The following is a 23,488-nucleotide window of genomic DNA, read 5'->3' on the forward strand; positions in this document are numbered from 1 at the left end:
CCCAGGTGATCGGCGCCGACACCGGCGCCCCGGCCCGGGCCCGGGGGCTGTACGGCGCGACCAGGGTCTTGTTGATCGCGTTCTGCGTGTAGTCCAGCCGGGCCTGCCCGCCGCGGGCCTTGACCTCCCACTTCCAGCTCACGAGGTCGGGCACCACCGCGCCGACGGTGCGGGACACCCGCTCGACCCACGCGCGGGTGTCGTCGAACGACGGTCCGGTCGCGATCGGGATCCAGATCTGGATGCCGCGCTGCCCGGTCACCTTGGGCACGGCGCGCACGCCCAGGTGCTCGAACGCGTCCCGGTGCAGCCGGGCCAGCAGCAGCACGTCGTCCCACGCCGTCGACGGCCCGGGGTCGAGGTCGACCAGCGCGTACGTCGGGCTCCGGGGCGCGTCGGTGCGGGAGGTCCAGGCGTGCCACTCCAGCGCCCCGAAGTTCGCCGCCCAGATCAGCGCGGCCGGCTCGTCGACGACGAGGTAGGTGCGGCTGTCGTCCTCGTCGGCCTCGGGGTTGTCCCAGCGGGGCAGCCAGTCCGGCGCGTGCGTCGGCAGCTCCTTGTGCCAGAACCCGGCCGTCCCGGCGCCCTGCGGGAACCGGTGCATGTTGAGCGCGCGGCCGCGCAGGTACGGCAGGACGACCGGCGCGACCCGCGCGGCGTACCGGAGCAGCTCGCGCTTCGTCACCGGTTCCTCGCCGTCGCGCGCCGGGAACAGCACCTTGTCGAGGTTCGTCACCTTCAGCCGCCGGCCGTGGACGTCCCACGTCCCGCCGTCCGGCCCGAGCTCGTCGAGCGCGGCCAGCTCGTCGTCGGACGGCGGGTCCACCTCCGGCGCGCGCAGATCGACGGACGCCTGCGCCGCGGGCAGGTCGGAGCGCCACAGCCGGTCGGGGTCGGCCTTCACCTCGTCGTTGGTCCGGCCGCTCAGCACCGACCGCGGGTGGTCCTCGGCGTCCCAGCCCTTCACGGCGTGCTCGTCGTGCTTGTGCACCAGGATCCACTGCTCCTTGCCGTCCGCCCCCGGCTCACCGCGACGCACCAGCACCAGGCGGCCGCGCAGCTTCTCGCCGTGCACGTCGGCGTGCAGCTCACCGGCGGCGATCGTCGCCGCCGGGTCGTCCGTGCCGTGCGGCTCCCAGGTGCCGCGGTCCCAGACGATGACGTCGCCGCCGCCGTACTCACCCGCCGGGATCACCCCCTCGAAGTCCTCGTACTCCAGCGGGTGGTCCTCGACGTGCACGGCCATCCGCCGCGCGTCGGGGTCGAGGGTCGGACCGCGCGGCACCGCCCAGGACACCAGGACGCCGTCGACCTCGAACCGCACGTCGTAGTGCAGCCGCCGGGCGCGGTGCCGCTGCACCACGAACCGCCGGGGCGCACCCGGCGCGGTCGGGGCGGGTGCCGCGGCCCCCGCGGGCTCCGCGGTGCGGTCGAAGTCGCGCATCGACCGGTACGTCTCGAGCCCGCGAGCGGGCGCGGCACCCTGGCCCGCCGACGTCGCGCGGCGCCGCCGCTCCGGCACGCCGACCACCCCTTCCTCAGCTCGTCCGCTCCGGGCCAGCCTGGCGGAACCGGGCGCGGCGCGCGCGCTCAGCCGGCCGCGAAGGCCGTCGACGCCCGCCGCCCCTCAGCCGAGCCAGCGGCGGAGCTTCTTCTTCCCCGCCGCCCGGGCCGCCGCCCCCGCGGCGTGCTCCGTCTCCCGGCCGCGCGCCTCCTCCAGGGCGTGCAGCCGGCCGTACAGGAACGCCACCTCGGTGCTCGGCGCGTGCCGGGCGAGCTCCCGCAGCCGCGCCCGGGCCACGACGGAGTCGTGGTGCTCGCCGAGGACCTCCTGCAGGTCCTCCATCCGACGCGCGTACCGGGCCGCGTCCGCGCCCAGCACCCCGGCGACCGACTCGCCCGCGTACCGGGCGGCCTTCGCGGCCTTGCGGGCGTCGTGCAGCGCGTCGTCCCGGCGGCGACCCTCCGGCACCCCGCGCGCGCGGCGCAGCCGGCGGTGCACCTTCCGGTCCCGGCGGGCGACCTGCCCGGGCAGCACCCGCCGGGCGCGGCGGCGGCCCTCGGCGGAGTACCGCGGCTCGGCGACGAACGCGGCCAGGTCCCGCAGCAGCCGCCGGTACCGGTCGCCGTCGAGCTCGCCGAGCAGCGCGTCGAGCGCGTCCTGCGCCGCCCGGCCGAGCTCGGCGTCCGCGGCCACCGCCGCCGCGTGCGTCCCCGCGCCGACCGCCTCCTCGACCCCGGGGCCCTCGACGGCGGACCGCACCCGCTCGCGCAGCACCTCCGCGTCCCGCGCCCGGCCGAGCACGTCCGCCAGCCAGCCGAGCTCGTCCCGCAGCGGCCGCACCGTGCCGGGCTCGAACAGCCGCCCGAACGTGCGCAGCGCGGTGCGCACCCGCCGCGCGGCGACCCGCATCTGGTGCACGCCGCCCGGGGCGCCGAGCCGGACCCGCAGGTCCTGCTCCCGGAGCCGGTCGAGCTGGTCGGACGCGTAGCCGACGACGACCTCGCCCGCCGGCGACCTCGACGTCAGCCGCGGGCGCCCCGGCGCGCGCTCGTCCGCCGGTCCGAGCACCCGGTCGAGCTTCGACCGCTCCGCGGCCGGCCGGATCCCGAGCGCCCCCAGCCGCTCCTCGACGACGTCGAGCAGGTCGCCGGTCCCCTCGACCAGCTCGACCTCCAGCTCGCGCCACTCCTCGGGCGCCCCCACGACGTCGCCCGTCGACCCCGACGGCCGGACCCGCCGCGCCGTCACCCGGTCGTCGACGAGCTCGAGCAGCACCCGGCCGGTCGCGTCCACGATCCGGTGCACCGCGCGCGAGGTCCGCACCTCGGCGACCGGGCGCAGCGTCGACCCGAGCGTCGCGGCGTGCACCAGGGCACGCAGCGGCGCGGGCACCGTGCGCACGGCCCGGCCGGGCGGCAGCCGCACCTCGGAGCGCTCGTCCGGGCCGGCCGGGACCTTGAGGTGCCACCCGGCGTCCGCGCCGCCGGCCCGGCGGCGCAGGGTGAGCCCCGCCGCGGCCAGCCGCAGGTCGGCGGTGTCGAAGTACGTCGCCACGAGCTCGACGGCGTCGTCGCTCGCCGTGACGGGGGTGCCGCCGTCGGGCAGACCGTCCGCCCCGGCCAGGAGCTCGGTCAGCGCCGGGAGCTCGACGTCCGGGCCGGTGGCGTACTTCCGCTCGATCTCGCGATGCACGTCGGCCATGCGGTCCGTTGTATCCCGGGACGCTCGCGGGAGCGACCCGGTGAGCCGATCAGGCGAACGCGCCCGGCGGCCCGCTTCCCGCCGGGGCGGCCCAGGTGTCCACCGCCGCGACGACCTCCGCGCGCGTGCGCACCCCGACCTTCCGCAGGCCGTTCTGGATGTGGTTGTCCACAGTCCGCACGCTCAGGCCGAGCGCGGCGGCCACCGCCGAGCTGGGCAGCCCCTCACCGATCCGGCGGATGACCTCCTGCTCGCGGAGGCTGAGGTCCACCGCCCGGACCAGGGGCCTGAACAGGCCGCCCGCAGCGCCGCCGTGGCGCTCGGCCTCGACCCACGCCTGCTGCGCCTGCTCCGCCGCGGCGGGCAGGTCCCCGCCGGCTCGCAGGGCGAGCGCCCGGGCGACCGCCGCGCGCGTGGCGTACAGGTGCAGCCCCTGCGCACCCAGGAGCGCGCCGGCGTCCGCCAGCGCGTCGGGGTCCTGCTGCCCGAGCGCGCGGAGCAGGTGGCTCAGCGACTCGACCAACGCGCACTCGAGGGGGGCAGAACGGAGCAGCGCCCGCGCGCGTGCTGCGTCCGGGGCGCGCTCCATCGCCTCGACCGCGGCGACCACCGCGGCGACCCCGAACCCCGCCGCGGAGCGCTCCTCGGCGAGGGCCCACAGCTCGTCCGCCCGACCGGTACCCAGGAGCGAGCCGGCCGCGTCGGGCCACATCCACGGGAACGGGCCCCGGGGTGCGCCGAGCGCGCCCGCCTGCGCGGCCAGCGCCGCCGCGCGCTCCTCCCGGCCCTGGAGCGACGCGGTCACGGCGGCGAGCACGAGGCTCGCGTCGTGGCAGTGCGCCACGAGACCCTCGTGGCTGGAGAGCGCGAGCACCTGCGAGAGCAGCCCCTCCGCCTCCGCGAGGCGGCCCGCCGTGAGCAGACCGAAGGCGGCGACGTAGGCGTGCACCCGCACCCCGCCGGCGTCGAGCTGCTCGTGCGCGGCCTCGAGGTCGGCGAGCGCTCGCTCGACGCCTGCCGACAGCTCGGCGCCGACGACCAACCCGTACCCGCGGCCGAACGCGAGGTTCAGCGCGAGCATCGCCGTCGACGGCACGAAGTCCGCCGCCTCGCGCGCCGCCGCCGGCACGCGACCAGCCGCGAGGTGGACCGAGATCCGCACCGCACGCAGCGCCTCGACCGCGAGCGGCGCGTCGTCCCCGCTCGGCACCAGCGGCCCGGCGTCGGGCAGCCGACGCCCGACCATCGCCAGGTGGGCGCTCACCGCCCGGTCCATGCCGGCGTACCCGGGCGGCGGTGGTGACGCCGCCAACCGGGCGAGCGCGGCGTCCGGATCGTGCCGCCGGACCCCGACGTCGATCGCGTACGTGGCGCGGAGCACCACGGCTCCGCGCGGGTCGTCCGGGGACGGCGTCGTGTCCCGCACCACCCGGTCGACCTCGCCCACCGGCGCCCCCGCCGCGTACAGCGCCGTCATCAACGGCACCGCTGTCGACGGCACCGGGTTCGCCGTCCACTCACGCCGGCAGTCCTCCAGCTCGGCGAGCCAGTGCTCGGCGAACCTCCGGTCCAGGAGCGGCAGCAGCACACCCCCCTGGTCCCCCCGAGACGCGTCCGACGCCGGTCGGCCGTCGGCGGAGCGCGCTGCCCTGCTCCCCGACACGATGCGGTCCTGCACCTGCGCCGTCCGGACCGCCGAGCGCTCGTGGGCCAGGAACCGGGCGAGCAGGGGCGGGAACACCACGGCGACCGGCTCTCGGGCGACCGTGACCACCTGGATCAGCCCGCCGGCCTCGAGCACGGCGAGCGCGTCCCAGGACGTCAGCCGCGCCGCACGGCGCAGCCCGATCATCCCGCTCAGGGCGATCATCGTGAGCACGACGAGCGCCTCGGCGTCGAGGTGCGCGATCAACGGCTCGACCGCCTGGACCAGTGACGGGTCCCACAGCGCACCGTGCCATCGCCAGCCGTCGGCCGTGCTGGTCAGCCGGCCGGTGCGCGTGCCGACCTCGATCAGAGCCGTGACGAGACCGGGGAGGCCGCCGGAGGCCGTGGCGATCCGGGCGACGGTCGAGCGGTCCACCGGCCCGGGGAGGAGGTCGTGCACCAGCCGCAGCACCGATCCGTAGTCGAGCGGGGGCATGACGAGCCGGACGGCCGGGTGCAGCTCCTCCGCCAGCGGGCGGCGCTGCGGGCTCTGGCCGCCGGGCAGCCGGCTGACCGCCAGCACGGGGACCCGCACCCGGCTGCGCACCACCACGATCACCCCGGTGGTCGCGACGTCGACGTCGTCCGCGTCGTCGACGACGAGGACCGACGGGCGCGTCGCGACCTCGCGCTCCAGCGCACTCACCGCACCGGCGAAGGCAGCCGGACCGAGGGCCGAGGTCGGGATGTGGATCCCGTTGACGGCCAGCGTCCCGAGCGCACGGTCCTGGAGCGGCCCGACCCCGGTGATGCGCACGGTCCCGAGCCCCTGGGCGTCCAGCTGCTCGACGACGTGCCGGAGCAGCGCCGTCCGCCCCGAGGTCCGCATCCCGACCACGTTGACGCTGGTGCCGCTCCCCAGGTGCGCGAGCACCCGGTCGGCGAGCTCGACCTGGACGAAGGTCCCTTCGGCCATGGCGTGAGCGTACGCCGCAGCGGTCAGGGCCGGGCGTCGTCCGGGCCGTGGCCGAGCGGGGCGCCGTCCGCGCCCGGACCGCAGCGGGCGCAGCCGGCGCCGTCCACGACCTCCGCGTCGCAGTCCTCGCGCCGGCGCCGCCGCGCCAGCAGCCACAGCAGACCCCCGAGGGCCGCCAGGGCGAGCGCGACGGCGACCAGGACGGCCACCTGCGCGCCGGTGAGCGCCAGCCCGGGGACCTGCGGCGCCGCCGCGGTGTCGCCCTGCAGCCGGACGACGAGCTGGAACTCGAGGACGTCCGAGGTCACGGATCCCTGGTGGGTCGACACGTGCGCCGGCATCGTGAAGCCGACCGTGACCGGCACCGTGGCCCCGTGCGGCACGGCGACCTCGGAGACCACCCGCCCGTGGTCGCCGGTGGCGACCAGGGCGGCGAACCGCTCCCGCCCGACCACGCCCGCCGCGTCCCAGAAGAGGTCGACGACCTCGCCGAGGTCCTCCCCCGGCCCCTCGCCGTCACCGGTGCGCTGCGCCACGAGCGCGACGCTCATCACCGCGTCGGACGGCCCGGCGTTGGCGATCCGGAGGGTGCGCTGCACCCGGTCACCGGGGGACGCCACGCGGTCGCCGACGAAGCTCGCCGCCGCCGACGCGTAGGTGCGACCACGCCAGTCGAGGTGGACGACCGGGCCGTCCCACTCGGCCTGGATCGCGCCGTCGTGGACCTCACCGGCGGGCGAGGCGGGGTGCGTGCCCGGGCCGGTCACCGGGGAGGCCGAGGGACCGGTCCCGGCGCTGGGCGAGACGCCGGTGAGCTGGGGCCCGGCGGTCGCGGACAGGACCGCGAGGCCCACCAGGACGATCACGAGCGTGAGCACCAGGGCCAGACGGCGGCCCCGGGGTGACAGGCCGTCACCGGTCGGCAGCTCGACGACCTGAGCAGCGGCGCCGTCCGGGCGCTGGACGGTCGGGGGGCGGGTGGACATCAGGCCTCGCTCGTGACGGAGGTGGAAGGTTCGGGTTCGCCGGCGCGCAGGACGAGCTCACGCTCACGGAGCGCGATCTCACGCTCCCGCAGGTCCAGCTCGCGCTCGCGCAGGCCCCGCTCCCGGTCGTCCGGGACGGGCGCGGCGGGCGCAGCGGGGAGCCCGGTGGCGGGGACCCCCGAGGGCGGCACCGACAGCACGCGGGTGGTCGACCGCCGCGAGCCGGGCCACAGCAGGTACACCGCCACGGCCGCCGCCGCCAGGAGGCCGACGACCTGCACGTGCTCGGTCACCCACTGCCGGACCCAGCCGGCCTTCGGGAGGCCGTACATGAAGACGCCCCGGACCTGCGCGGGTGAGACCGGGTCGTCGGTGGCGGAGTTGTTGTCACCCTGGGTGACGAGGCGGCAGCTGGTCCCGTCGTCGAACGTGCCGATGGTCTTCCCGACGACCCGGTGCGTGATCAGCGCGGGATCCCCGGGCTCGGCCTGGAACGTGACCACGGTCCCGACCGGGACCTGCGTGCAGACCTCGTCCTCGCTCACCCCCCGGACGACGACCAGGTCGCCCGGCCGGAAGGTGGGTTCCATCGACCCGGTCAGCACCGTGAGCGAGGCGCCGCCGGTCAGGCGGGGCACCACGACCAGGGCGACCACCAGGCCGAGCACCACGACGGTGAGCGTGCTGGAGACGACCCGCCCGGCGATGCGCCAGGGCGAGTCGTACCACGGGCGCCGCACGACGCCGCGGATCCGCCGGTCTCGCATGGTCCTCCTCGCCGTGCCGTGGGGTGGGGTGCCGTGGGGTGGGGGCGGTGCGGGCTCCCCGCACCGCCCCCGGGGTCGATCAGGCCTCGGGACCGGCCGGGGCCGTGGGGCTCACGAACTGGTCGCCGGTGTCGCGGACCTGCTCGAGCGACAGGGTCAGCTCGGCCAGCGTGTCGGCCAGCGTGACGTCGGTCCGGTCGGTCACCGTCTTGTCGAGCACCTCGTTGTCGTACTGGAAGTTGCCGTTGCCGTCGACGAAGAACATCCCGTAGATCACCACGGTGAAGTCCTCGGTGTTCTCCGTCATGCCGTAGACGGCGGTCGCCGCGTCGCCTCCGGCGACCGGCCCGGTCTGGTTGGCGTCCTCCTTGCCGGCGTCCTGGCCCGTCCCGGGGGCGGACAGGTACAACAGCGGCGCGCCCTCGACGGTGGGCAGCGTGGTCTCGCTGACCACGAGCTCGCCGTCCTGGTAGACCTCGTAGCTGTACGACATGCCGGTGATGCCGCTGTCGAGGTCCTCGAGGCCGTCGACGGACAGCAGCGCGACCAGGTTGTCGCCCTCCAGGGTGACGTCCGCGGAGAACGCCGCGGCCACCTTGTCACCCGGCACGATGCGCCAGGTCGAGGCGTCGTCCGGGTCCAGCGGGTGCGCCAGCTGGGAGCCGTCCGTGCCGGTGATCTTCTCCGTGGCGTCCAGCCGGTCCGAGGACGCGTCCCAGAAGGTCGTGTCCTCGGCCTTGACCAGGTTCAGGTCACCAGCGGTGATCGTGCCGCCGGCGAAGGAGTCGCCGGCCGACCACAGCGCGAACGTCGACCCGCCCAGCAGCAGGGCCGCACCACCGGCGACCCAGATCAGGCCCTTGCGACGCTTCTTCTCCTCGGTCACCACGATGACCGGGGCGGGGGTGCTGGTACTCATCTTGCTCTCCTCTTCAGGTGGTGCCCCGGTTGGGGCGCTAGCACCGGCGCTCGGCGGGGTTCGCCGTCGTCGGTCGTCTGTGGGGGGGTTCAGGACGGGTCCGGGGTGGCCCCGGGGACGCTGCTGTCCTGGACCTCGGGGTTGGCGTTGGTCACGACCGGCTGCACCCGCAGGACCAGGGCGGGTTCGCCCGACGGGTCCGGGTACACCACCGAGTGCCACTCGTCGTGGTCGCGCGAGACGCTCAGGTCCTCGCCGGTGCCCGCGACCGAGCCGCGGTTCACGTAGCTGCCGAGCGGGTTCAGCGCGGGCGGGAAGGCGACGGCTGAACGCCACTGCGCCATCGCTCCCTTGTCGGTGCCGTCCTCAGCCGTGGCCGTGACCTGGACGTCGTTGACGTACCGACCGTCCGGGTCGTGGTTCCACCGCAGGGCGACGCACCACTCCTGCTCGACCTCCAGACCCTTCAGGTTGGTCCCCGGCTCCTGCAGGACGACGGGATCCGGGTGGAGGTGGACGTTGGGCTGGCCCTCCCCGGCGGCCGGGGTGGGGGGCACCGCGGAGCAGCCCCGTCGGGCGTCGGCGGGGTAGATCGTGACCGTCGAGCCCGCGAGCACGGTGTTCTCCCGGGCGAACCCGGACGAGACGTCGTGGGTGCTGCCGTCGCTCCACACCTGGCTGGCCGTCGTGACCTGGTGGGTCATCCCGGCGATGCCCAGCGCGGCACCGGACGCCCGGAACCGCCAGAACAGCGGCTCCGGCTCCAGACCCGACTGGTCCAGCACCTTGATGATCTCCGAACCGGGCACCGTCACGGTGACCGGTGCGCCGTCCACGGAGTCGTCCCGGGTGACGGGATCGCCCCCGACGTCCACCCCGAACGCGACCGCACCCGCCTGGTAGGACGCCAGCTCCGCGGAACGCTGCGCGGACCAGAGAGCCTGGGCGCCCGTGGCCAGGAGGAACGAGGCCGCGGCTGCGACGCCGGCGGTGAGGCGGAGCTGGTTCCGGCGCCTCATGCCGCCCCTCCCCCGGTGCCGGCGGAGCCGGAGCCCGCACGGACCTGCTCGAGCCGGACGACGATCGAGCTCACCGCCCACTCCAGCGGCGAGACCGTCACGTCACCGGTCGTCCAGCGGTAGTCGCCGAGCACGTCGATCCGGATCACGACCCGCCAGTCGTCGACCCGACCCGCGTCGCCCACCGTCAGGTCGGGGATCGCCACCACCTCGCCGAAGCGGGCTGTGCCCGACGTCGGCGCGACGTGGTTGCCGTCCGCGTCCTCGACGTGGAACGCGAGGCGGAGGTCCTCCGCCTCCGTCGCGTCCGTGAGCAGGACGGTGAAGCCCGCCTCGAGGTTCTGCCCGCGCAGGGTGGTGCTGACGGGCTGCACGATCTGGATGACGTCGCCCGGCATCGCGAAGAAGTCGGTCGGCGTGCCCTCCAGCACCCCGGAGACCGGCTCCACCACGCCGGGCGTGATCTGCGCCCACGACGCCTGCCCGGTGGACATGTTCAGGTCGCCCGCGGTGAGCAGGCCGCCGCTGAAGGTGTCGTCCGCCGACCACAGGGCGTGGGCGAAGGTCGCCAGCAGCAGGCCCGCTGCCGCCCCGGCCGCGCCGAGGGCCACCCGCCGCCCGGGGGGCGTGCGTCTCCGGGTGCGCGCCCGGCCGTCCACGGCGGTCACTGCGACGCCACCGTCGTGTCCACCGGGAGCAGCGAGGTGCACGCTGCGAGCTGCACGCTGTCGCCGATGCCGAGCACCGGGACCACGCCGATCACGCCGTCGGTACCGAGCCTGGTGTCCGAGTCGCTCACCGTCACGTCGGTCAGCACCGTGGCCCAGTCGTCCGACGAGGTGTTCGTGACGGTGTAGACGAAGCAGACCGCCTGCCGGTCGGTCAGCCGGCCGTCGGCGAGCGCCTCGGTGCCGGTGGCGACGATCCGCTGGGGCGTCGAGGTGTCCGCGACGTCCACGAACGCCCGTTTCGTGATCTGGATGGTCGGGTCGGTCGCGAACAGCATCGGCGCCACGGTGGGCACGACCAGGTCTGCGTAGTTCGGGTCCTGCGAGCTGATCGCGTGCAGGATCGCGGTCGGGGTGTTCGCGGAGACCGCGCCCTCGGCCGCCGTGACGGTCACCGGTGCGCTGCGGTCGGCGTCCGGCGCGATCGTGAGGGTCGACGTGCTCAGGTGCAGCCCGTGGTACGCCCCCGCGGCGTCCACCGTGGCGGTGAACTGGAGCTCGCCGGCGGGGACCGGGGCGCCGGGCCGGAGCCCGAGCGTGTAGTCCTTGCCGTTCGGCTCGCCGGTGACCAGGGTGAAGGTCGGCGGCGAGGCGATGAGCGGGTTGCGGTAGGTGATCCGCCCGTCCCGGCTCGTCGACGGCGCGACGTTCCGGATGCCGGCCGGCGTCGCCACCGCCTCGGCGGGCACGCGGACCTCGACCGTGGCGGAGTCGTCCACCCGGACGACCGCCACGAACCGGGTACCGGCCGAGCCGTCCACCTCGGTCAGCGAGACGACCTGGGGGTTGAGCCGCGAGGCGTCGTGCGTCTCCGCGGTCGGCGTCGCGGTCACCTCGACCACGTCGGGGGTGACGGTGGCCTGGTCCAGGGCCGTGCTGGCGGTCAGCTCGAAGTGCAGGTCGCGGGCGAGGGTCGGGTCGGCCTGCCCGGCGGCCTGCTCGATCGTCAGCGCCGGCGCACAGGTCCCGGTGAGCGGCGCGACGCGGCTGAACTGCGAGGACTCCAGGTCGCCGTCACCGGTACCGCTGACGGCGCCGGAGTGCGTCTGCACCCGCACGAAGCCCTGCGCGACGCCCGTCTCGGGGTTCACGGGGACGTTGCCCCCGGTCTGGTCCGCGATCCGCTGCAGGCGGTCGTCCCCGACGAGCGGGAGCTCGACCCGGATGGTCTGGTCCGTCAGCGACGCGTAGGACGTCGTGCCGAGGTAGACCTCCGCGGTGCGGTCCCTCGTCCAGTAGAGGTCGACCAGCACCGGGACCTTCGGCGTCTGGTTCGCGGTGCCGGTGAGCGCCCGGACCGACACGTCGGCCACGCAGGCGGCGGTGCTGCCCGGCACGACGGCGGCCGCGGTCGGGTACCAGGTGTTGAGCTTGCGGTTCGAGGAGTTGCTCGCGTTGGCGTACAGGACCGTGCCCGTCCCGGTCTCCTCCCCGGACGCGGAGTTCGTGCCCCGGGCGGTGCTGCTGGACTCCGTGCCGAACACGTTCCGCGCGACCGTCACCCGGCCGGACTGGTACATCCGGATCGTCGACTGGCCGGCGTACCCGTTGAAGTAGTTGTCGGTGATGGCGAGGTTGCGCCGCGTCGTGTTGTTCGCGGTGGACGTGTTGCCCTGCAGGTAGATCGCGTACGGGTTCAGCCCCGCGGTGTTGCTGGTGCTGACGGTGCCGGGCTGCGCACGGACGAAGTCGTTGCGGGCGATCACGTTGTTCCCGTGCATCGCGGTGTAGGGCAGGACGATGAACGCGCCGTACTTGGTGGGGTCGCTGGTCGCGGCGCCGGCGTTGAAGCGGCGGTTGTCCAGGAACTGGTTGTCGACGATCGACAGGTCGCGCAGCGTGACGGCGTAGGAGGTGATCGACGTGTTGTTGCCCGCCGTCTCGCCGTTGCCGAAGGGGAAGGCGAAGACGTTCTTCGTGGCCGGCATGTTCTGCACGGTCGAGTTGCGGAACGTGAAGCCCGTCACCTGGATGCTGTTGTTCGTGGCGTTCCGGAACCGGAAGTCGATGAGCGAGGTGGCGCAGCCCCGGCCGTCGGTCGCCGTGCACGCGCCCGAGGTCGGGTAGTCGAACAGGACGTTGTCGATGGTGTAGTTGGTGAACGTGGTGTTCGCGGCCGAGTCGAACCAGAGCAGACCCGTGCGGGACGCGTTCGCCGTCGTGCCCGCGGGGTGGTGGTAGAAGCCCGACACGGTGTAGTTGCGCAGGGTGATGTTGCGCGACCCGCTGGTGAACGTCAGGAAGCGGTCGGCGACGTTGGACGCCCGGGTCCGGGTCTCACCGCCGTCGATGACCACGTTGTTCGCGTTCGGCCCCATGACGAACGACGAGCCGGAGCCGAAGATCTGCGACACGTTCAGGAACGTGACGTCGGGGCCGTTGACGAAGAACGCGGCTCCCTGGGAGGTGTCGTACGCCCCGTCGTTGATCGACAGCCGGTCGTCCAGGTCGATGGTGACGGGTGCCGTGATGCGGTAGAAGGCACCGCCGACGTCGAACGTGGACACCCGGCCGGTCGCGCTGCCGGTCGCGGTGGGGTACATCCAGTTGGGCCGGTTGCTCGCGGCGGCCGTGTTCGTCCCGTTCGGCACGATGTTGCCCTCGAGGCCGTCGGCGACCGTGATCAGCACCTGCCCCGGTCCTGCGTTCAACGCGTTGGACTCCTCGATCGCCGCCCGGAGCGTGCACGTCCCGGCCGCCGTGGCGCAGGTCCCGTCGCCGGGCGACGCGTCCGGTCCCCCGAACTCGACGGAGTCGACGACGAACGTGTGCACCGCGGCCGCGGCGGGCCGGGCCGTGACGACGGCGAGGCCGACGACGAGGAGCATGGCGAGCGCGGCGGCGCCGAAGCGGACCGCCTGCGGCTGCGCCCGGCGCGCGCCTCCGGCCGCGTGCCGGGCGCCCGCCGGCGCGGCGGTGCGGACGTGATGAGGGAACACAGCGAATACCTCCGGTCGTGGAACGGCACTGGTGCCGTCCGTCGGATACAGGGTGGGAAGGGGAACCGTGCTCAGTGGAGTGGGCACGGAGTGTGAGTAGCGCTCGGGCGCAGGTTGTGGGGTTGCACCCAGGCGGGGCCGCCCCAGATGAGTAGGCGGAGTCCGCCCGTGGGTACGGAGTGCTCGTCCTTCCGCTCAGCGCGGCACGACGAGCGCCTGCCCCAGGTCGTGCCGGCTGGACAGGCCGAGCTTCTGCAGTGCCCGGTAGACGTGGTTCTCGACCGTCCGCCGGCTCACGTGGAGCTGCTCCGCGATGTCGCGGTTGGTCCGCCCCGCCGCCACGAGGCGGGCGACCTCCAGCTCGCGCCTGGACAGCTCCGCGACCGCGCCCCAGCTCGCGGGCCCCTGCCTCAGCCAGCCGGCGACCGTCGGGCCCACGAGGCCCACGAGCTCGTCGGTCGCCACGGGCCGGTCACCCACGGAGACCCGCGCCGCGGACAGCGTGGTGAGCGCCGTCGCGGCCAGCTCCACCGCCATGTGCAGCGGTGCCCGCCTGATCGCGCTCTCCAGCTCCTCGACCCGGGGGTCGACGAGCGCGACCTGCAGCGCCAGCAGGGGGTCGTACACCGACCCGGGGACCCGCGCGCGCAGCGCGCTGATCTGCGCGGCCTCGTCCGGGGTCGGGACGCAGGAGCGGAACGCCCAGGAATCGCTGCCCGACGAGGTCCATCCCGCGGCCACCTCGCGTGCGCCCTCGCGCCACAGCAGGTCGTCCGCCTCCGCCCCCCGCCCCTCCACCCGCAGGAGCGCCGCCTGCGCCAGCACGCCGCGGGTGCCCAGCACCGGCCGGTAGCCGACCGGCGTCCGGGACAGCTCGTGCAGCAGCTGCTGCGCGACCTCGACGACTCCCTGGCGGGTGGACAGCACCGCGCCGAGCATCAGGCTGCGCCGGTGGAAGCTGTTGCCCAGCGGCCCGGGCGCACCGAGCCGGAGCACGGCGTTGACCACGTTCCAGGCCAGCGCGGGATGACCGGCCAGCGCCAGCGCGTGGGCCAGCGTCTTGCCGTGCACGCGGATCCCCGTCAGGTCGTGGTCGTCGTAGGCGGCCTCGAGGCGGGACCTGGCCGAGGCCACCGCCTCGGTGACCCGTCCGGAGAGCAGGAGCGCCGTGGTCCGCACCCCCTCGAGGTAGTGGTCGTACTCCGCGGGCATCCACTCGGGGACCGGCCCGGCGGCGTCGGCCAGGGCCACCGCGGCCGAGTACCGGCCGGCGGCCACCAGGCTCCCCGCCGCTCGCAGCCGGAGCTCCCCCGACCAGGGCTGCTCGCACGCCCCGGCCACGGACTCCAGGCGGTCGAGGAGGGGCCGGTCCGGCCAGTCCTCCCGCGCCGCCTCCCGGACGAGGGCCGTGATCTCCGCGTTCAGGTCGGACCCCTCCGGCACCGGCTCGTCCGACACCGCCCCGTCGGCGGGCTGCCACAGCGACCAGCGGTGCCGCAGGAGCCGGAACATCGCCAGGCGCCCCCGGTCGGCCTCGGCCGCGACGGGCGTGCTGTCGAACACCCGGCGCACCTCCCGGCACGCGGGCCGGCGCAGCAGCCGCACGAGGTACGGCAGGGCCGTGCGCACCGACGGGTCGGCCTCCCACGCCGCACGGGACGCGGCCTCGGCCTCCCGCGCGTGGGCGTGCAGGAACGAGGTCGCCTGCGCCGCCCACCGTGCGTCGGCGGCCCGCGGTGCGACCGAGACCGGGTCGCCGACGCGACGCCCGGCCGCGCCCCCGGGGCGCGGGTGCTCCCCCGCCCCGGGGGCGCCCGCCCCGGTCCCCCGACCGTCCAGCGCGCGGGCCAGCGCGGGCGGCGAGACCGCCAGCAGGTCGCCCGCCGCGCCGGGACCGACGTGCTGGCGCACCACGTGCCGGCGGCCCAGCAGCTCGGCCAGCACCGCCTCCGGCACCTCGGCCGGAACCTCGGCCGCGCGGACCGGGCCGTACCGGGCCAGCCACTGCAGGGCCTGGAGGGCGTCCGCCTGCAGATCGGGGACGAGGAGGTGGGCGACCGAGCTCATCGGCAGGTCGTCGAGGTCCCCGACGAGGCTCCAGGTGCCGCGCTCCTTGCGGACGACCCGGGCGAACCGCGCGGCGTCCACCACGGCCAGCGCCGTGGTGAGGTTGCCTGCGGACAGCTCCAGCACCGAGGACACGACCGTGGCGTCGGCGGGCCCGTCGAGCCGGTCCGCGACCAGCTGGGCGAGCGCCGCGTAGTCGAGCGGGGCGAGCTCGACCTCGGCCGGGCCCCGCCCGCTCAGGATCTTGGCCAGGGCAGGAGGGCGACCGTCGGCCACCAGCTCACCCGAGGCCGTCGCGACGAGCCGGGCCGAGGAGTGCGTCAGGATCGACCGCAGGAGCTCGAGCGCCGGCTCGGTCAGGTCGTGCAGGTCGTCCAGCAGCAGCACACCGCGCGACCCGAGGTCCCCGACGATCTGGTGCGCCGCGTCCTGCGGCGCGCGGCCGCCCCGCGGCCCGCCGGGCGCCCAGCCGCGGGCGGGGTCGAGGTGGTGGTGGTCCACGATGACCGAGGTGTAGCCGTGGGTGCCGACCGCGGAGGCCACCGCGCGCAGGCACGTCGTCCGCCCGGCACCCCGGTCGGCACGGATCACGACGTCCCGTCCGAGGCGCACCCACCGCGTGGCCGCAGCAGCGGCCGCGTCGAGCGTGTCCACCAGCGGCACCGTGGCGGGCTTCCAGACCGAGGGTGCGACGAGGTCGGCACCGGCCTGCCGGACGACGTGCTGCGTCACGCGATCTCCTCCCCCTGTTATCGGTTCGTGGAGTCCACGGTGGCGGCGGCAGACCCCTGCCACCAGGGCGTGAGTAGGCGTTCCGACGTCAGTGAGTAGGGTCCGGCGCGCATTGGTGGCCGGATACCCACGGAACCTCTCGCCGCGGGCGGTGCCCCGCCGTCCGGGTGAACCGGATCGGCGGCGCCGCAGGTACGGCGGCCCGTGCCGTTCACCCGGGACCTCCGACCCCTCCCCCGGCGCCGTGCGCGACCGATCGGACCGGCCCAGGGGGCAGTTCCGCCCGTCGCACGAGGACAAGGCGCCGACATGAGCACGACCACATCCACCCGCCGTACCACCACGAGCTCGTGGTTCCGCGACCGCGGGGTCCGCACCCGCATCCTGGCCGCCGTGCTGCTGGCGTCGCTGGTCGGCGCCGTCGTCGGGGTGATGGGCATCGCGGCGCTCGCACGCACGAACGACGCCGCGGGATCGCTGTACCGCGACAACTTCATGGGGCTCCAGTACGCCGCGAAGGCCCGGCGGGCCACCGTCGAGATGCGGTTCGCGCTCGCGAACCACGTGATCGCGGAGGAGCCGGCCGACAAGGACGCGGCCGAGCAGAAGATCGCGGCTGCTGAGGCCGAGGTGCGGGACGCGGTCACGGCGTACCAGGCACTCGACCTCGACCCCGGCGCGCGCGCCGAGCTCGACGCCTTCGTCACGGCGCTGGACGCGTACACCGCCCTGCGCGACGACAAGATGCTCCCGGCGAGCCGGGCGCACGACACCGAGCTGTACACGTCGATCCGCGACGGCGAGGCGCAGTCGATCATCGACCAGATGGGCGACAGCATGACGCAGCTCGTCTCCGGCGAGGAGGACGGCGCGGCCGCGGCTGCCGCCGCCGCGCAGCGCGGCTACGAGTCGAACCGCACGCAGGTGCTCGTCCTGCTCGTGCTGGGGACGGCGCTCGCCGTCGGCGTGGGCGCGCTCGTCGCCCGGTCGATCGTCCGCGGCCTGGGCCGGGTCCGCTCGGTCGCGGAGGGGCTCCGGCGCGGCGACCTGACCGTGCGCGCGGGACTGGCCTCGCGGGACGAGGTCGGGTCCATGGGTGCCGCGCTCGACGCCGCGGTGTCCGACCTGCGCGACGTCATCGGCACGATCGACACGTCGTCGGGCTCCCTCGCATCGGCGGCGGAGCAGATGTCGGCGGCCACCGGCCAGATCGCCGCGGCCGCCGAGGAGACCTCGGCCCAGGCCGGCGTGGTCTCCGCCGCCGCCGAGCAGGTGTCCCGCAACGTCCAGACGGTCGCCGCCGGGTCGGAGGAGATGGGGGCCTCCATCCAGGAGATCGCGCGCAACGCCACCCTGGCCGCCCAGGTCGCGGACCGCGCCGTCGCCACCGTCGGCGGCACCACGACCACGATGGGCCGGCTGGGCGAGTCCAGCAAGGAGATCGGCAACGTCGTCAAGCTGATCACCTCGATCGCGGAGCAGACGAACCTGCTGGCGCTCAACGCCACGATCGAGGCGGCCCGCGCGGGCGAGGCGGGCAAGGGGTTCGCGGTGGTGGCCGGCGAGGTCAAGGAGCTCGCGCAGGAGACCGCCCGGGCGACCGACGAGATCGCGCGCCGCGTCGAGTCGATCCAGGGCGACGCCGCCGGCGCCGTGACCGCGATCGACGAGATCAGCGCGATCATCGCCCAGATCAACGACTACCAGATGACCATCTCCAGCGCGGTCGAGCAGCAGACGTCCACCACCGCGGAGATGAACCGCAGCGTCTCCGAGGCCGCGACGGGGTCGACCCAGATCGCCGCGAACATCTCCGGGGTGGCGGAGGCGGCCGGCACGACCACGCAGGGGGTGTCCGAGTCCCAGCAGGCGGTCGTGTCGCTGGCCCGGATGTCCGCGGGGCTCAAGGACGTGGTGGGTCGGTTCACCGTCTGACCGCGTGGCGCGCCGGCGGCCGGGCGACCGGCCGCCGGCGCGCGCGGGAGAGGGGTGGTGGCGTGTCGGACCCTGGTGCCAGGTGGGGTCGTGACGGCACGCTGGACGGCACCACGACCGACGAGGGGACGCGCATGCGCGAGCACGCCTTCGTCCGGGTCACCCCGGACGCGCTCCACGACCTGACCGACCGGCTGGCCCGGACCCGCACCGTCCGGACGCCCGCCCTGGACCGGCCGCTCGGGGTCGACCCCGACGTGCTGGCCGACCTCCTGGCGCACTGGCGCACCGGGTTCGACTGGCGAGCCCAGGAGGACCGCATCGCCGCCCGGCCCTGGTACGAGACCGAGGAGGCGGCGGTCCCGGTGCGCGCGATCGTCCGCCGCGCCGCCGCACCCGACGCCCCGGTCGCGGTCCTGCTGCACGGCTGGCCCGACCCGGTGCTGCGGTTCGACCGCGTGCTCGCCGAGCTGACGGACGTGACGGTGGTCGTCCCCGCCCTGCCGGGGTTCCCGTTCTCGGCACCGGTCGACGGCGGCGGGCTCTCGGCCGTCGCGATGGCCGACGCCGTGGCGGCGGCGCTGCGCGAGCTCGGGTTCGGGCGCTACGTGGTCTCGGCGGGCGACGTGGGCTGCGACGTCGCCGAGGCGCTCGCCGCCCGGCACCCCGAGGCGGTGACCGCGCTGCACCTGACCGACGTCTCCCAGTACCACTTCCTCGTCGACCTCCCCGAGGACCTGACCGAGGAGGAGCGGGCGTACGTCGCGTACGGCCACCGCTGGCAGGCGGAGCAGGGCGGCTACATGCACGAGCAGTCCACCCGGCCCGGCACGCTCGCGGTGGGGCTCGGCGACTCCCCCGCGGGCCTGGCCGCGTGGATCGTCGAGAAGCTGGTGGCCTGGACGGACTCGGACGGTGACCTGTTCCGCGCGTTCACGCGGGACGAGGCCCTCACGTGGGTCAGCGCGTACTGGTTCACCGGCACGATCGGGACGTCCTTCACCCCGTACGCCGCGGGCGGCGCCAAGGACTGGCCCCGCATCGCTGCGCCCACCGTGCTCACCGTCTTCGCCCACGACCTCGTCAACGCCCCGCGCCGGTTCGCCGAGCGGTTCTTCACCGTCGCGGACTGGCGCGAGCACGCCCACGGCGGGCACTTCGCGGCGTGGGAGCGCCCGGCCGACTACCTGTGGGGGGTGCGCCGCGCCGTCGAGCTCCGCCGGCGGGACTGAGGGGCGGACCCGGCTCCGCCCTACGCTGTCGCCGTGGCCGCCACCCCCCTCCGCCGCGTCGCCGTGCTCGTCCTCGAGGGCGCGAAGCCGCTGGACGTCGGCATCCCGGCGCAGGTGTTCACGAACCGGCCGAGCATGCCGTACGAGGTCCGGGTCTGCGGCCCCGCCCCCGGGCTCGTCCGCGGCGGCGACGGGCTGTCGTACCACGTCGCCGACGGGCTGGACGCGCTGGCGTGGGCCGACGTCGTGTTCATCCCGGGCTACCGGCACCCGGACCAGGAGGACCCGCCGCCGGCCGTCGTCGCCGCTCTCGTGGCCGCGCACCGGCGCGGCGCCGACCTGGCCGCGATCTCCACCGGCGCGTTCGCCCTCGCTGCCACCGGCCTGCTCGACGGCCGCCGCGCCACCACGCACTGGCACTACACCCGGGCGTTCGCGACCCGCTACCCGCGCGTCACCGTCGACGAGAACGTGCTGTTCGTCGACGAGGGGCAGGTGCTCACCTCCGCGGGCGCGGCGTCGGGGATCGACCTGTGCCTGCACCTCATCCGGCGCGACCTCGGGGTCGCGCCGTCCAACCACGCCGCCCGGCGTCTGGTCGCGGCGCCGTACCGGTCCGGCGGCCAGGCGCAGTACGTGCCGCGCAGCGTGCCCGAGCCGCTGGGCGAGCGGTTCGCGGCGACCCGGGAGTGGGCGCTGCACCGGCTCGGCGAGCCGCTGACCCTGGGCGCGCTCGCCCGGCACGCCGCGGTGTCGCCGCGCACGTTCTCCCGCCGGTTCGTGGAGGACTCGGGGTACACGCCGATGGAGTGGGTGCTGCGGGCCCGGGTCGACGTGGCGCGCGAGCTGCTGGAGCGCTCGCAGCGGTCGGTCGAGCAGATCGCGGTCGACGTCGGGCTGGGGACGGGGGCGAACCTGCGGCGGCACTTCCAGCGCGTCCTGGGGACGACGCCGAGCGAGTACCGGCGCACGTTCGCGCGGGGCGAGTAGACCGCGACGTCCGCGGGCCTCAGCCGGCCGACGCCTTCCGGCCCCGCCCACGACGATCCGCGTGGGGCGCGCCGGAAGGCGTAGGCCGCGTGGCGGCCGGCTCGGGCACGCCGGGCGCGGTGGACACGCGGCCCGAGCGGCGGCGCGGGGGCGGGGTGATGGCGGCGCCGGTGGCGAGATCCGTGCGGACCATGGCGCCCGCGCCGCTGTCCGGCGCGCGGCCCGGCACCGAGGCTGGAGGCGTCCCGAACGCGAGACCCACCGGAGGTACCCATGACCCGCGTCGCCATCAACGGCTTCGGACGCATCGGCCGCAACGTCCTGCGCGCGATCCTCGAGCGCGGCAGCGACCTGGAGGTCGTCGCCGTCAACGACCTCACCGAGCCCGCGGCCCTGGCCCGGCTGCTCGCGTTCGACTCGACGGCCGGGCGGCTGGGGCGGCCCGTCTCGGTGGACGGCGACCACCTCGTCGTGGACGGCCGCCGCATCGCCGTCCTCGCCGAGCGCGAGCCCGCCCGGCTCCCGTGGGCGGAGCTCGGGGTCGACGTCGTGCTCGAGTCGACCGGTCGGTTCGCGAGCGCCACCGCCGCCCGCGGCCACCTCGACGCCGGGGCGCGCGCCGTGCTGGTCGGGGCGCCGTCCGACGGCGCGGACGTCACCATCGCCTACGGCGTGAACACCGACGCCTACGACCCGGCCGCGCACACCGTCATCTCCAACGCCTCGTGCACGACGAACGCGCTCGCGCCACTGGCCCTGGTGCTGGACGACCTCGCCGGGATCGAGCACGCGTTCATGACCACGGTGCACGCCTACACCCAGGAGCAGAACCTGCAGGACGGGCCCCACCGCGACCCCCGCCGCGCGCGGGCGGCCGCCGTCAACATCACCCCGACGACGACGGGCGCCGCCAAGGCGATCGGTCTGGTGCTGCCGCAGCTCGACGGCCGGCTGTCCGGCGACTCGATCCGGGTGCCGGTCCCGGTGGGCTCGATCGTCGAGCTCAACGCGACCGTCGCGCGGGACGTCACCCGCGAGGACGTGCTGGCCGCGTACCGTGCCGCGGCCGCGGGTCCGCTCGCCGGGGTGCTGGAGTACTCGGAGGACTTCCTGGTCTCGTCCGACATCGTCGGGAACCCGGCGTCGTCGGTGTTCGACTCGCACCTGACGCGGGTCGACGGGCGGCACGTGAAGGTCGTCGCCTGGTACGACAACGAGTGGGGGTTCTCGAACCGCGTGGTCGACACGCTCGAGCTGATCGGGCTGTCGCAGGGCTGAGCCGCGCGGGGACGACGAAGGCCCGGACCAGATGGTCCGGGCCTTCGTCACCGATCGGCATCGGCACTGCGTAGCGGGGACAGGATTTGAACCTGCGACCTCTGGGTTATGAGCCCAGCGAGCTACCGAGCTGCTCCACCCCGCGTCGGTGCCCCCACCCTACGCGACCCGGGCGCCGGGACCTAGTCGGCTCGGGGCACGCCCCGGCTACCCCCGCACCCGCAGGCCGTCGACGAGCAGGCGCACCATCGGGTTCGGCGAGCCGTCCGCCGACGGCGCGCGGTGGCTCAGGTCGCCGATCGCCTGGAGGAGGTCGAGCGCGTCGACGTCGGGCCGGACCTCGCCGCTGGCCACGGCGGCCTCGAGGAGGGAGCGCAGGGCCGGCCCGAGGGTCGCCTCCAGGTAGGCGGGCAGCGCGTCGAACGCCGGGTCCCCGGAGCGGAGGGCCGCCGCGAGCCCCTGCTTGGTCGCGACGAACTGCGTGAACCGCGCGATCCACTGGTCCAGCGCCTCGCCGGGCGGGTACCGGCGCCGCAGCTCCTCGGCGGCCGCGGCGGTCGCGTCGATCTCCGTGGTGAAGACCGCGGTCACGAGGTCCGCCCGCGTGGGGTAGTGCCGGTAGAGGGTGCCGACGCCGACCCCGGCCTCGGCGGCCACCTCCCGCGCCGGCGCGTCGACCCCCGAGCGCTCGAACACGGCCCGGGCGGCGACGAGCAGGGCGTCGGCGTTCTGCCGGGCGTCGGCGCGCAGGGGCCGGGAGCTGGCGGACGAGGTCATGGCTCACCTCACTAGACAAACGGAACGGCGTTCCGTATGGTCGGCGACATCGAAGCGGAACGGTGTTCCGCCACCAGCATACGGGAGGCACGCATGCAGTACCGCACCCTCGGGCGCACCGGCATCAAGGTGACGCCCTACGCGCTCGGCGCGATGATGCTCGGCTCGCTGGGCAACCCCGACCGCCGGGAGGGCGTCCGGATCATCCACCGCGCGCTCGACGCCGGGATCAACCTCGTCGACACCGCCGACCGCTACGGCGACTCGGAGGAGGTCGTCGGCGAGGCGCTGCAGGGGCGTCGCGACCAGGTCGTCCTCGCGACGAAGTTCCACGGCCCGGTCGACGACGACGTGAACCACCGGGGCGCCTCGCGGCGCTGGATCGTGCAGGCCGTCGAGCGCTCGCTGCGGAACCTGCGCACCGACCACATCGACCTCTACCAGCTGCACCGCCCCGACCCCGACACCGACATCGAGGAGACGCTCTCCGCCCTCACCGACCTCGTGCGGCAGGGCAAGGTCCGGGCGATCGGCTCCTCGTCCATGCGCGGCTCCGAGATCGTCGAGGCGCAGTGGGCCGCCGAGCGCCGCGGGTTCGAGCGGTTCCGCAGCGAGCAGCCGAACTACTCGGTCCTGGACCGCGAGATCGAGCGCGAGATCCTGCCCGTCGCGCAGCGCTACGGGATGGGCACCCTCGTGTACAGCCCGCTCGCCGGCGGCGCGCTGACCGGCAGGTACCGGGCCGGGCAGGCGAACGACACGTTCCGGGCCGGCACCGGGATGCGCCACTTCCGCGACGAGCGGCGCCTGGCCGCGGTGGAGCAGCTCCTCACGCTGTCGGACGAGGTCGGGATCCCGCTGCCGCACCTCGCGATGGCGTTCGCGATCGCGCACCCGGGCGTGACGTCCGCGATCATCGGGCCCCGGACCCTGGAGCAGCTCGAGAACACGCTCGCCGGCGCGGACGTCGTGCTCACCGACGACATCCTCGACCGGATCGACGCGATCGTGCCGCCGGGCGAGAGCATCGGCGCGATGGACATGGTCTACCGCGGTCCGGAGGTCGCCGACCCCGCCCTCCGGCGACGTCCGGACGCCGAGCGCGCGGCCCGCTAGGCGTCGCTCGCGGCGAACAGCACGAAGGCCCGGACCAGATGGTCCGGGCCTTCGTCACCGATCTGCATCGGCACTGTGTAGCGGGGGCAGGATTTGAACCTGCGACCTCTGGGTTATGAGCCCAGCGAGCTACCGAGCTGCTCCACCCCGCGTCGGTGATCACTACGTTACGCCA

At 75.1% G+C, this 23,488-nt stretch carries 16 protein-coding genes and 2 tRNA genes; 5 read left to right on the forward strand and 13 right to left on the reverse strand.

The window, feature by feature from the left end; translation table 11 throughout:
• From ligD to FA014_RS05555, 10 genes are all read right to left on the reverse strand, one after another.
• Nucleotides 1–1,444 (reverse strand): non-homologous end-joining DNA ligase LigD (gene ligD / locus FA014_RS05510; protein ID WP_154728703.1); only part of this gene is annotated, 1,444 nt, incomplete at its 3' end.
• A 183-nt stretch (nucleotides 1,445–1,627) separates the two neighbouring features.
• Entirely contained in the window at nucleotides 1,628–3,205 is a 1,578-nt protein-coding gene (locus tag FA014_RS05515; RefSeq protein WP_154728704.1) for a CYTH and CHAD domain-containing protein, read from the reverse strand.
• 49 nt (nucleotides 3,206–3,254) lie between these two features.
• On the reverse strand, nucleotides 3,255–5,828 hold the full coding sequence (locus tag FA014_RS05520; RefSeq protein WP_154728705.1) for a helix-turn-helix transcriptional regulator: 2,574 nt from the start codon (nucleotides 5,826–5,828) through the stop codon (nucleotides 3,255–3,257).
• 23 nt (nucleotides 5,829–5,851) lie between these two features.
• Entirely contained in the window at nucleotides 5,852–6,814 is a 963-nt protein-coding gene (locus tag FA014_RS05525; protein WP_154728706.1) for a hypothetical protein, read from the reverse strand.
• Entirely contained in the window at nucleotides 6,814–7,581 is a 768-nt protein-coding gene (locus FA014_RS05530; RefSeq protein WP_154728707.1) for a signal peptidase I, read from the reverse strand. The genes FA014_RS05525 and FA014_RS05530 overlap by 1 nt, the downstream gene beginning before the upstream one ends.
• A 79-nt stretch (nucleotides 7,582–7,660) precedes the next feature.
• Entirely contained in the window at nucleotides 7,661–8,500 is an 840-nt protein-coding gene (locus tag FA014_RS05535; RefSeq protein WP_154728708.1) for a hypothetical protein, read from the reverse strand.
• 89 nt (nucleotides 8,501–8,589) lie between these two features.
• Nucleotides 8,590–9,519: a hypothetical protein gene (locus FA014_RS05540; RefSeq protein WP_154728709.1), complete on the reverse strand. Its 930-nt coding sequence runs from the start codon at nucleotides 9,517–9,519 to the stop codon at nucleotides 8,590–8,592.
• The gene (locus FA014_RS05545; protein ID WP_154728710.1) at nucleotides 9,516–10,187 is read right to left on the reverse strand and encodes a hypothetical protein; all 672 of its coding nucleotides are present in this window, start codon (nucleotides 10,185–10,187) and stop codon (nucleotides 9,516–9,518) included. Before FA014_RS05545 ends, FA014_RS05540 begins: the two co-directional genes overlap by 4 nt.
• Entirely contained in the window at nucleotides 10,184–13,186 is a 3,003-nt protein-coding gene (locus tag FA014_RS05550; protein ID WP_154728711.1) for a hypothetical protein, read from the reverse strand. The genes FA014_RS05545 and FA014_RS05550 overlap by 4 nt, the downstream gene beginning before the upstream one ends.
• A 195-nt stretch (nucleotides 13,187–13,381) precedes the next feature.
• Nucleotides 13,382–15,985, reverse strand: coding sequence for a response regulator transcription factor (locus FA014_RS05555; RefSeq protein ID WP_154728712.1), 2,604 nt, complete (start codon nucleotides 15,983–15,985; stop codon nucleotides 13,382–13,384).
• Nucleotides 15,986–16,294: 309 nt separating this feature from the next.
• On the opposite strand from FA014_RS05555, the gene FA014_RS05560 reads away from it, so the two are divergent.
• The 4 genes from FA014_RS05560 to gap all read left to right on the forward strand — a co-directional run bounded on the left by FA014_RS05560 (nucleotide 16,295) and on the right by gap (nucleotide 21,420).
• On the forward strand, nucleotides 16,295–17,920 hold the full coding sequence (locus FA014_RS05560; RefSeq protein WP_154728713.1) for a methyl-accepting chemotaxis protein: 1,626 nt from the start codon (nucleotides 16,295–16,297) through the stop codon (nucleotides 17,918–17,920).
• A gap of 134 nt (nucleotides 17,921–18,054) precedes the next feature.
• Entirely contained in the window at nucleotides 18,055–19,152 is a 1,098-nt protein-coding gene (locus tag FA014_RS05565) for an epoxide hydrolase family protein (protein WP_154728714.1), read from the forward strand.
• 33 nt (nucleotides 19,153–19,185) lie between these two features.
• The gene (locus FA014_RS05570) at nucleotides 19,186–20,142 is read left to right on the forward strand and encodes a GlxA family transcriptional regulator (protein ID WP_154728715.1); all 957 of its coding nucleotides are present in this window, start codon (nucleotides 19,186–19,188) and stop codon (nucleotides 20,140–20,142) included.
• Nucleotides 20,143–20,415: 273 nt separating this feature from the next.
• Complete coding sequence (gene gap, locus FA014_RS05575) at nucleotides 20,416–21,420, forward strand: type I glyceraldehyde-3-phosphate dehydrogenase (protein ID WP_154728716.1); 1,005 nt, start codon at nucleotides 20,416–20,418, stop codon at nucleotides 21,418–21,420.
• Nucleotides 21,421–21,491: 71 nt separating this feature from the next.
• On the opposite strand, the gene FA014_RS05580 is transcribed toward gap, so the two are convergent.
• Both FA014_RS05580 and FA014_RS05585 read right to left on the reverse strand, forming a co-directional pair.
• Nucleotides 21,492–21,565 (reverse strand) — tRNA-Met (locus FA014_RS05580).
• A gap of 62 nt (nucleotides 21,566–21,627) precedes the next feature.
• Nucleotides 21,628–22,197 carry a TetR/AcrR family transcriptional regulator gene (locus tag FA014_RS05585; RefSeq protein WP_154728717.1) on the reverse strand — a complete coding sequence of 190 codons (570 nt, stop codon included), beginning with the start codon at nucleotides 22,195–22,197 and terminating at the stop codon, nucleotides 21,628–21,630.
• A 93-nt stretch (nucleotides 22,198–22,290) separates the two neighbouring features.
• On the opposite strand from FA014_RS05585, the gene FA014_RS05590 reads away from it, so the two are divergent.
• Complete coding sequence (locus FA014_RS05590; RefSeq protein ID WP_154728718.1) at nucleotides 22,291–23,313, forward strand: aldo/keto reductase; 1,023 nt, start codon at nucleotides 22,291–22,293, stop codon at nucleotides 23,311–23,313.
• A gap of 78 nt (nucleotides 23,314–23,391) precedes the next feature.
• On the opposite strand, the gene FA014_RS05595 is transcribed toward FA014_RS05590, so the two are convergent.
• A tRNA-Met gene (locus FA014_RS05595) sits at nucleotides 23,392–23,465 on the reverse strand.
• Nucleotides 23,466–23,488 lie beyond the last annotated feature (23 nt).

Source organism: Cellulomonas hominis (genome assembly GCF_005239125.1).
Taxonomy (GTDB): Bacteria; Actinomycetota; Actinomycetes; order Actinomycetales; family Cellulomonadaceae; genus Cellulomonas; species Cellulomonas hominis_A.

Bases quoted from the DNA above. Each gene is read 5' to 3' on its own strand.
- gap (WP_154728716.1), top strand. From the start codon at position 20,416: ATGACCCGCGTCGCCATCAACGGCTTCGGACGCATCGGCCGCAACGTC.
- FA014_RS05535 (WP_154728708.1), bottom strand. From the start codon at position 8,500: ATGAGTACCAGCACCCCCGCCCCGGTCATCGTGGTGACCGAGGAGAAG.
- FA014_RS05530 (WP_154728707.1), bottom strand. From the start codon at position 7,581: ATGCGAGACCGGCGGATCCGCGGCGTCGTGCGGCGCCCGTGGTACGAC.
- FA014_RS05515 (WP_154728704.1), bottom strand. From the start codon at position 3,205: ATGGCCGACGTGCATCGCGAGATCGAGCGGAAGTACGCCACCGGCCCG.
- FA014_RS05565 (WP_154728714.1), top strand. From the start codon at position 18,055: ATGCGCGAGCACGCCTTCGTCCGGGTCACCCCGGACGCGCTCCACGAC.
- FA014_RS05525 (WP_154728706.1), bottom strand. From the start codon at position 6,814: ATGTCCACCCGCCCCCCGACCGTCCAGCGCCCGGACGGCGCCGCTGCT.
- FA014_RS05585 (WP_154728717.1), bottom strand. From the start codon at position 22,197: ATGACCTCGTCCGCCAGCTCCCGGCCCCTGCGCGCCGACGCCCGGCAG.
- FA014_RS05560 (WP_154728713.1), top strand. From the start codon at position 16,295: ATGAGCACGACCACATCCACCCGCCGTACCACCACGAGCTCGTGGTTC.
- FA014_RS05590 (WP_154728718.1), top strand. From the start codon at position 22,291: ATGCAGTACCGCACCCTCGGGCGCACCGGCATCAAGGTGACGCCCTAC.
- FA014_RS05520 (WP_154728705.1), bottom strand. From the start codon at position 5,828: ATGGCCGAAGGGACCTTCGTCCAGGTCGAGCTCGCCGACCGGGTGCTC.
- FA014_RS05540 (WP_154728709.1), bottom strand. From the start codon at position 9,519: ATGAGGCGCCGGAACCAGCTCCGCCTCACCGCCGGCGTCGCAGCCGCG.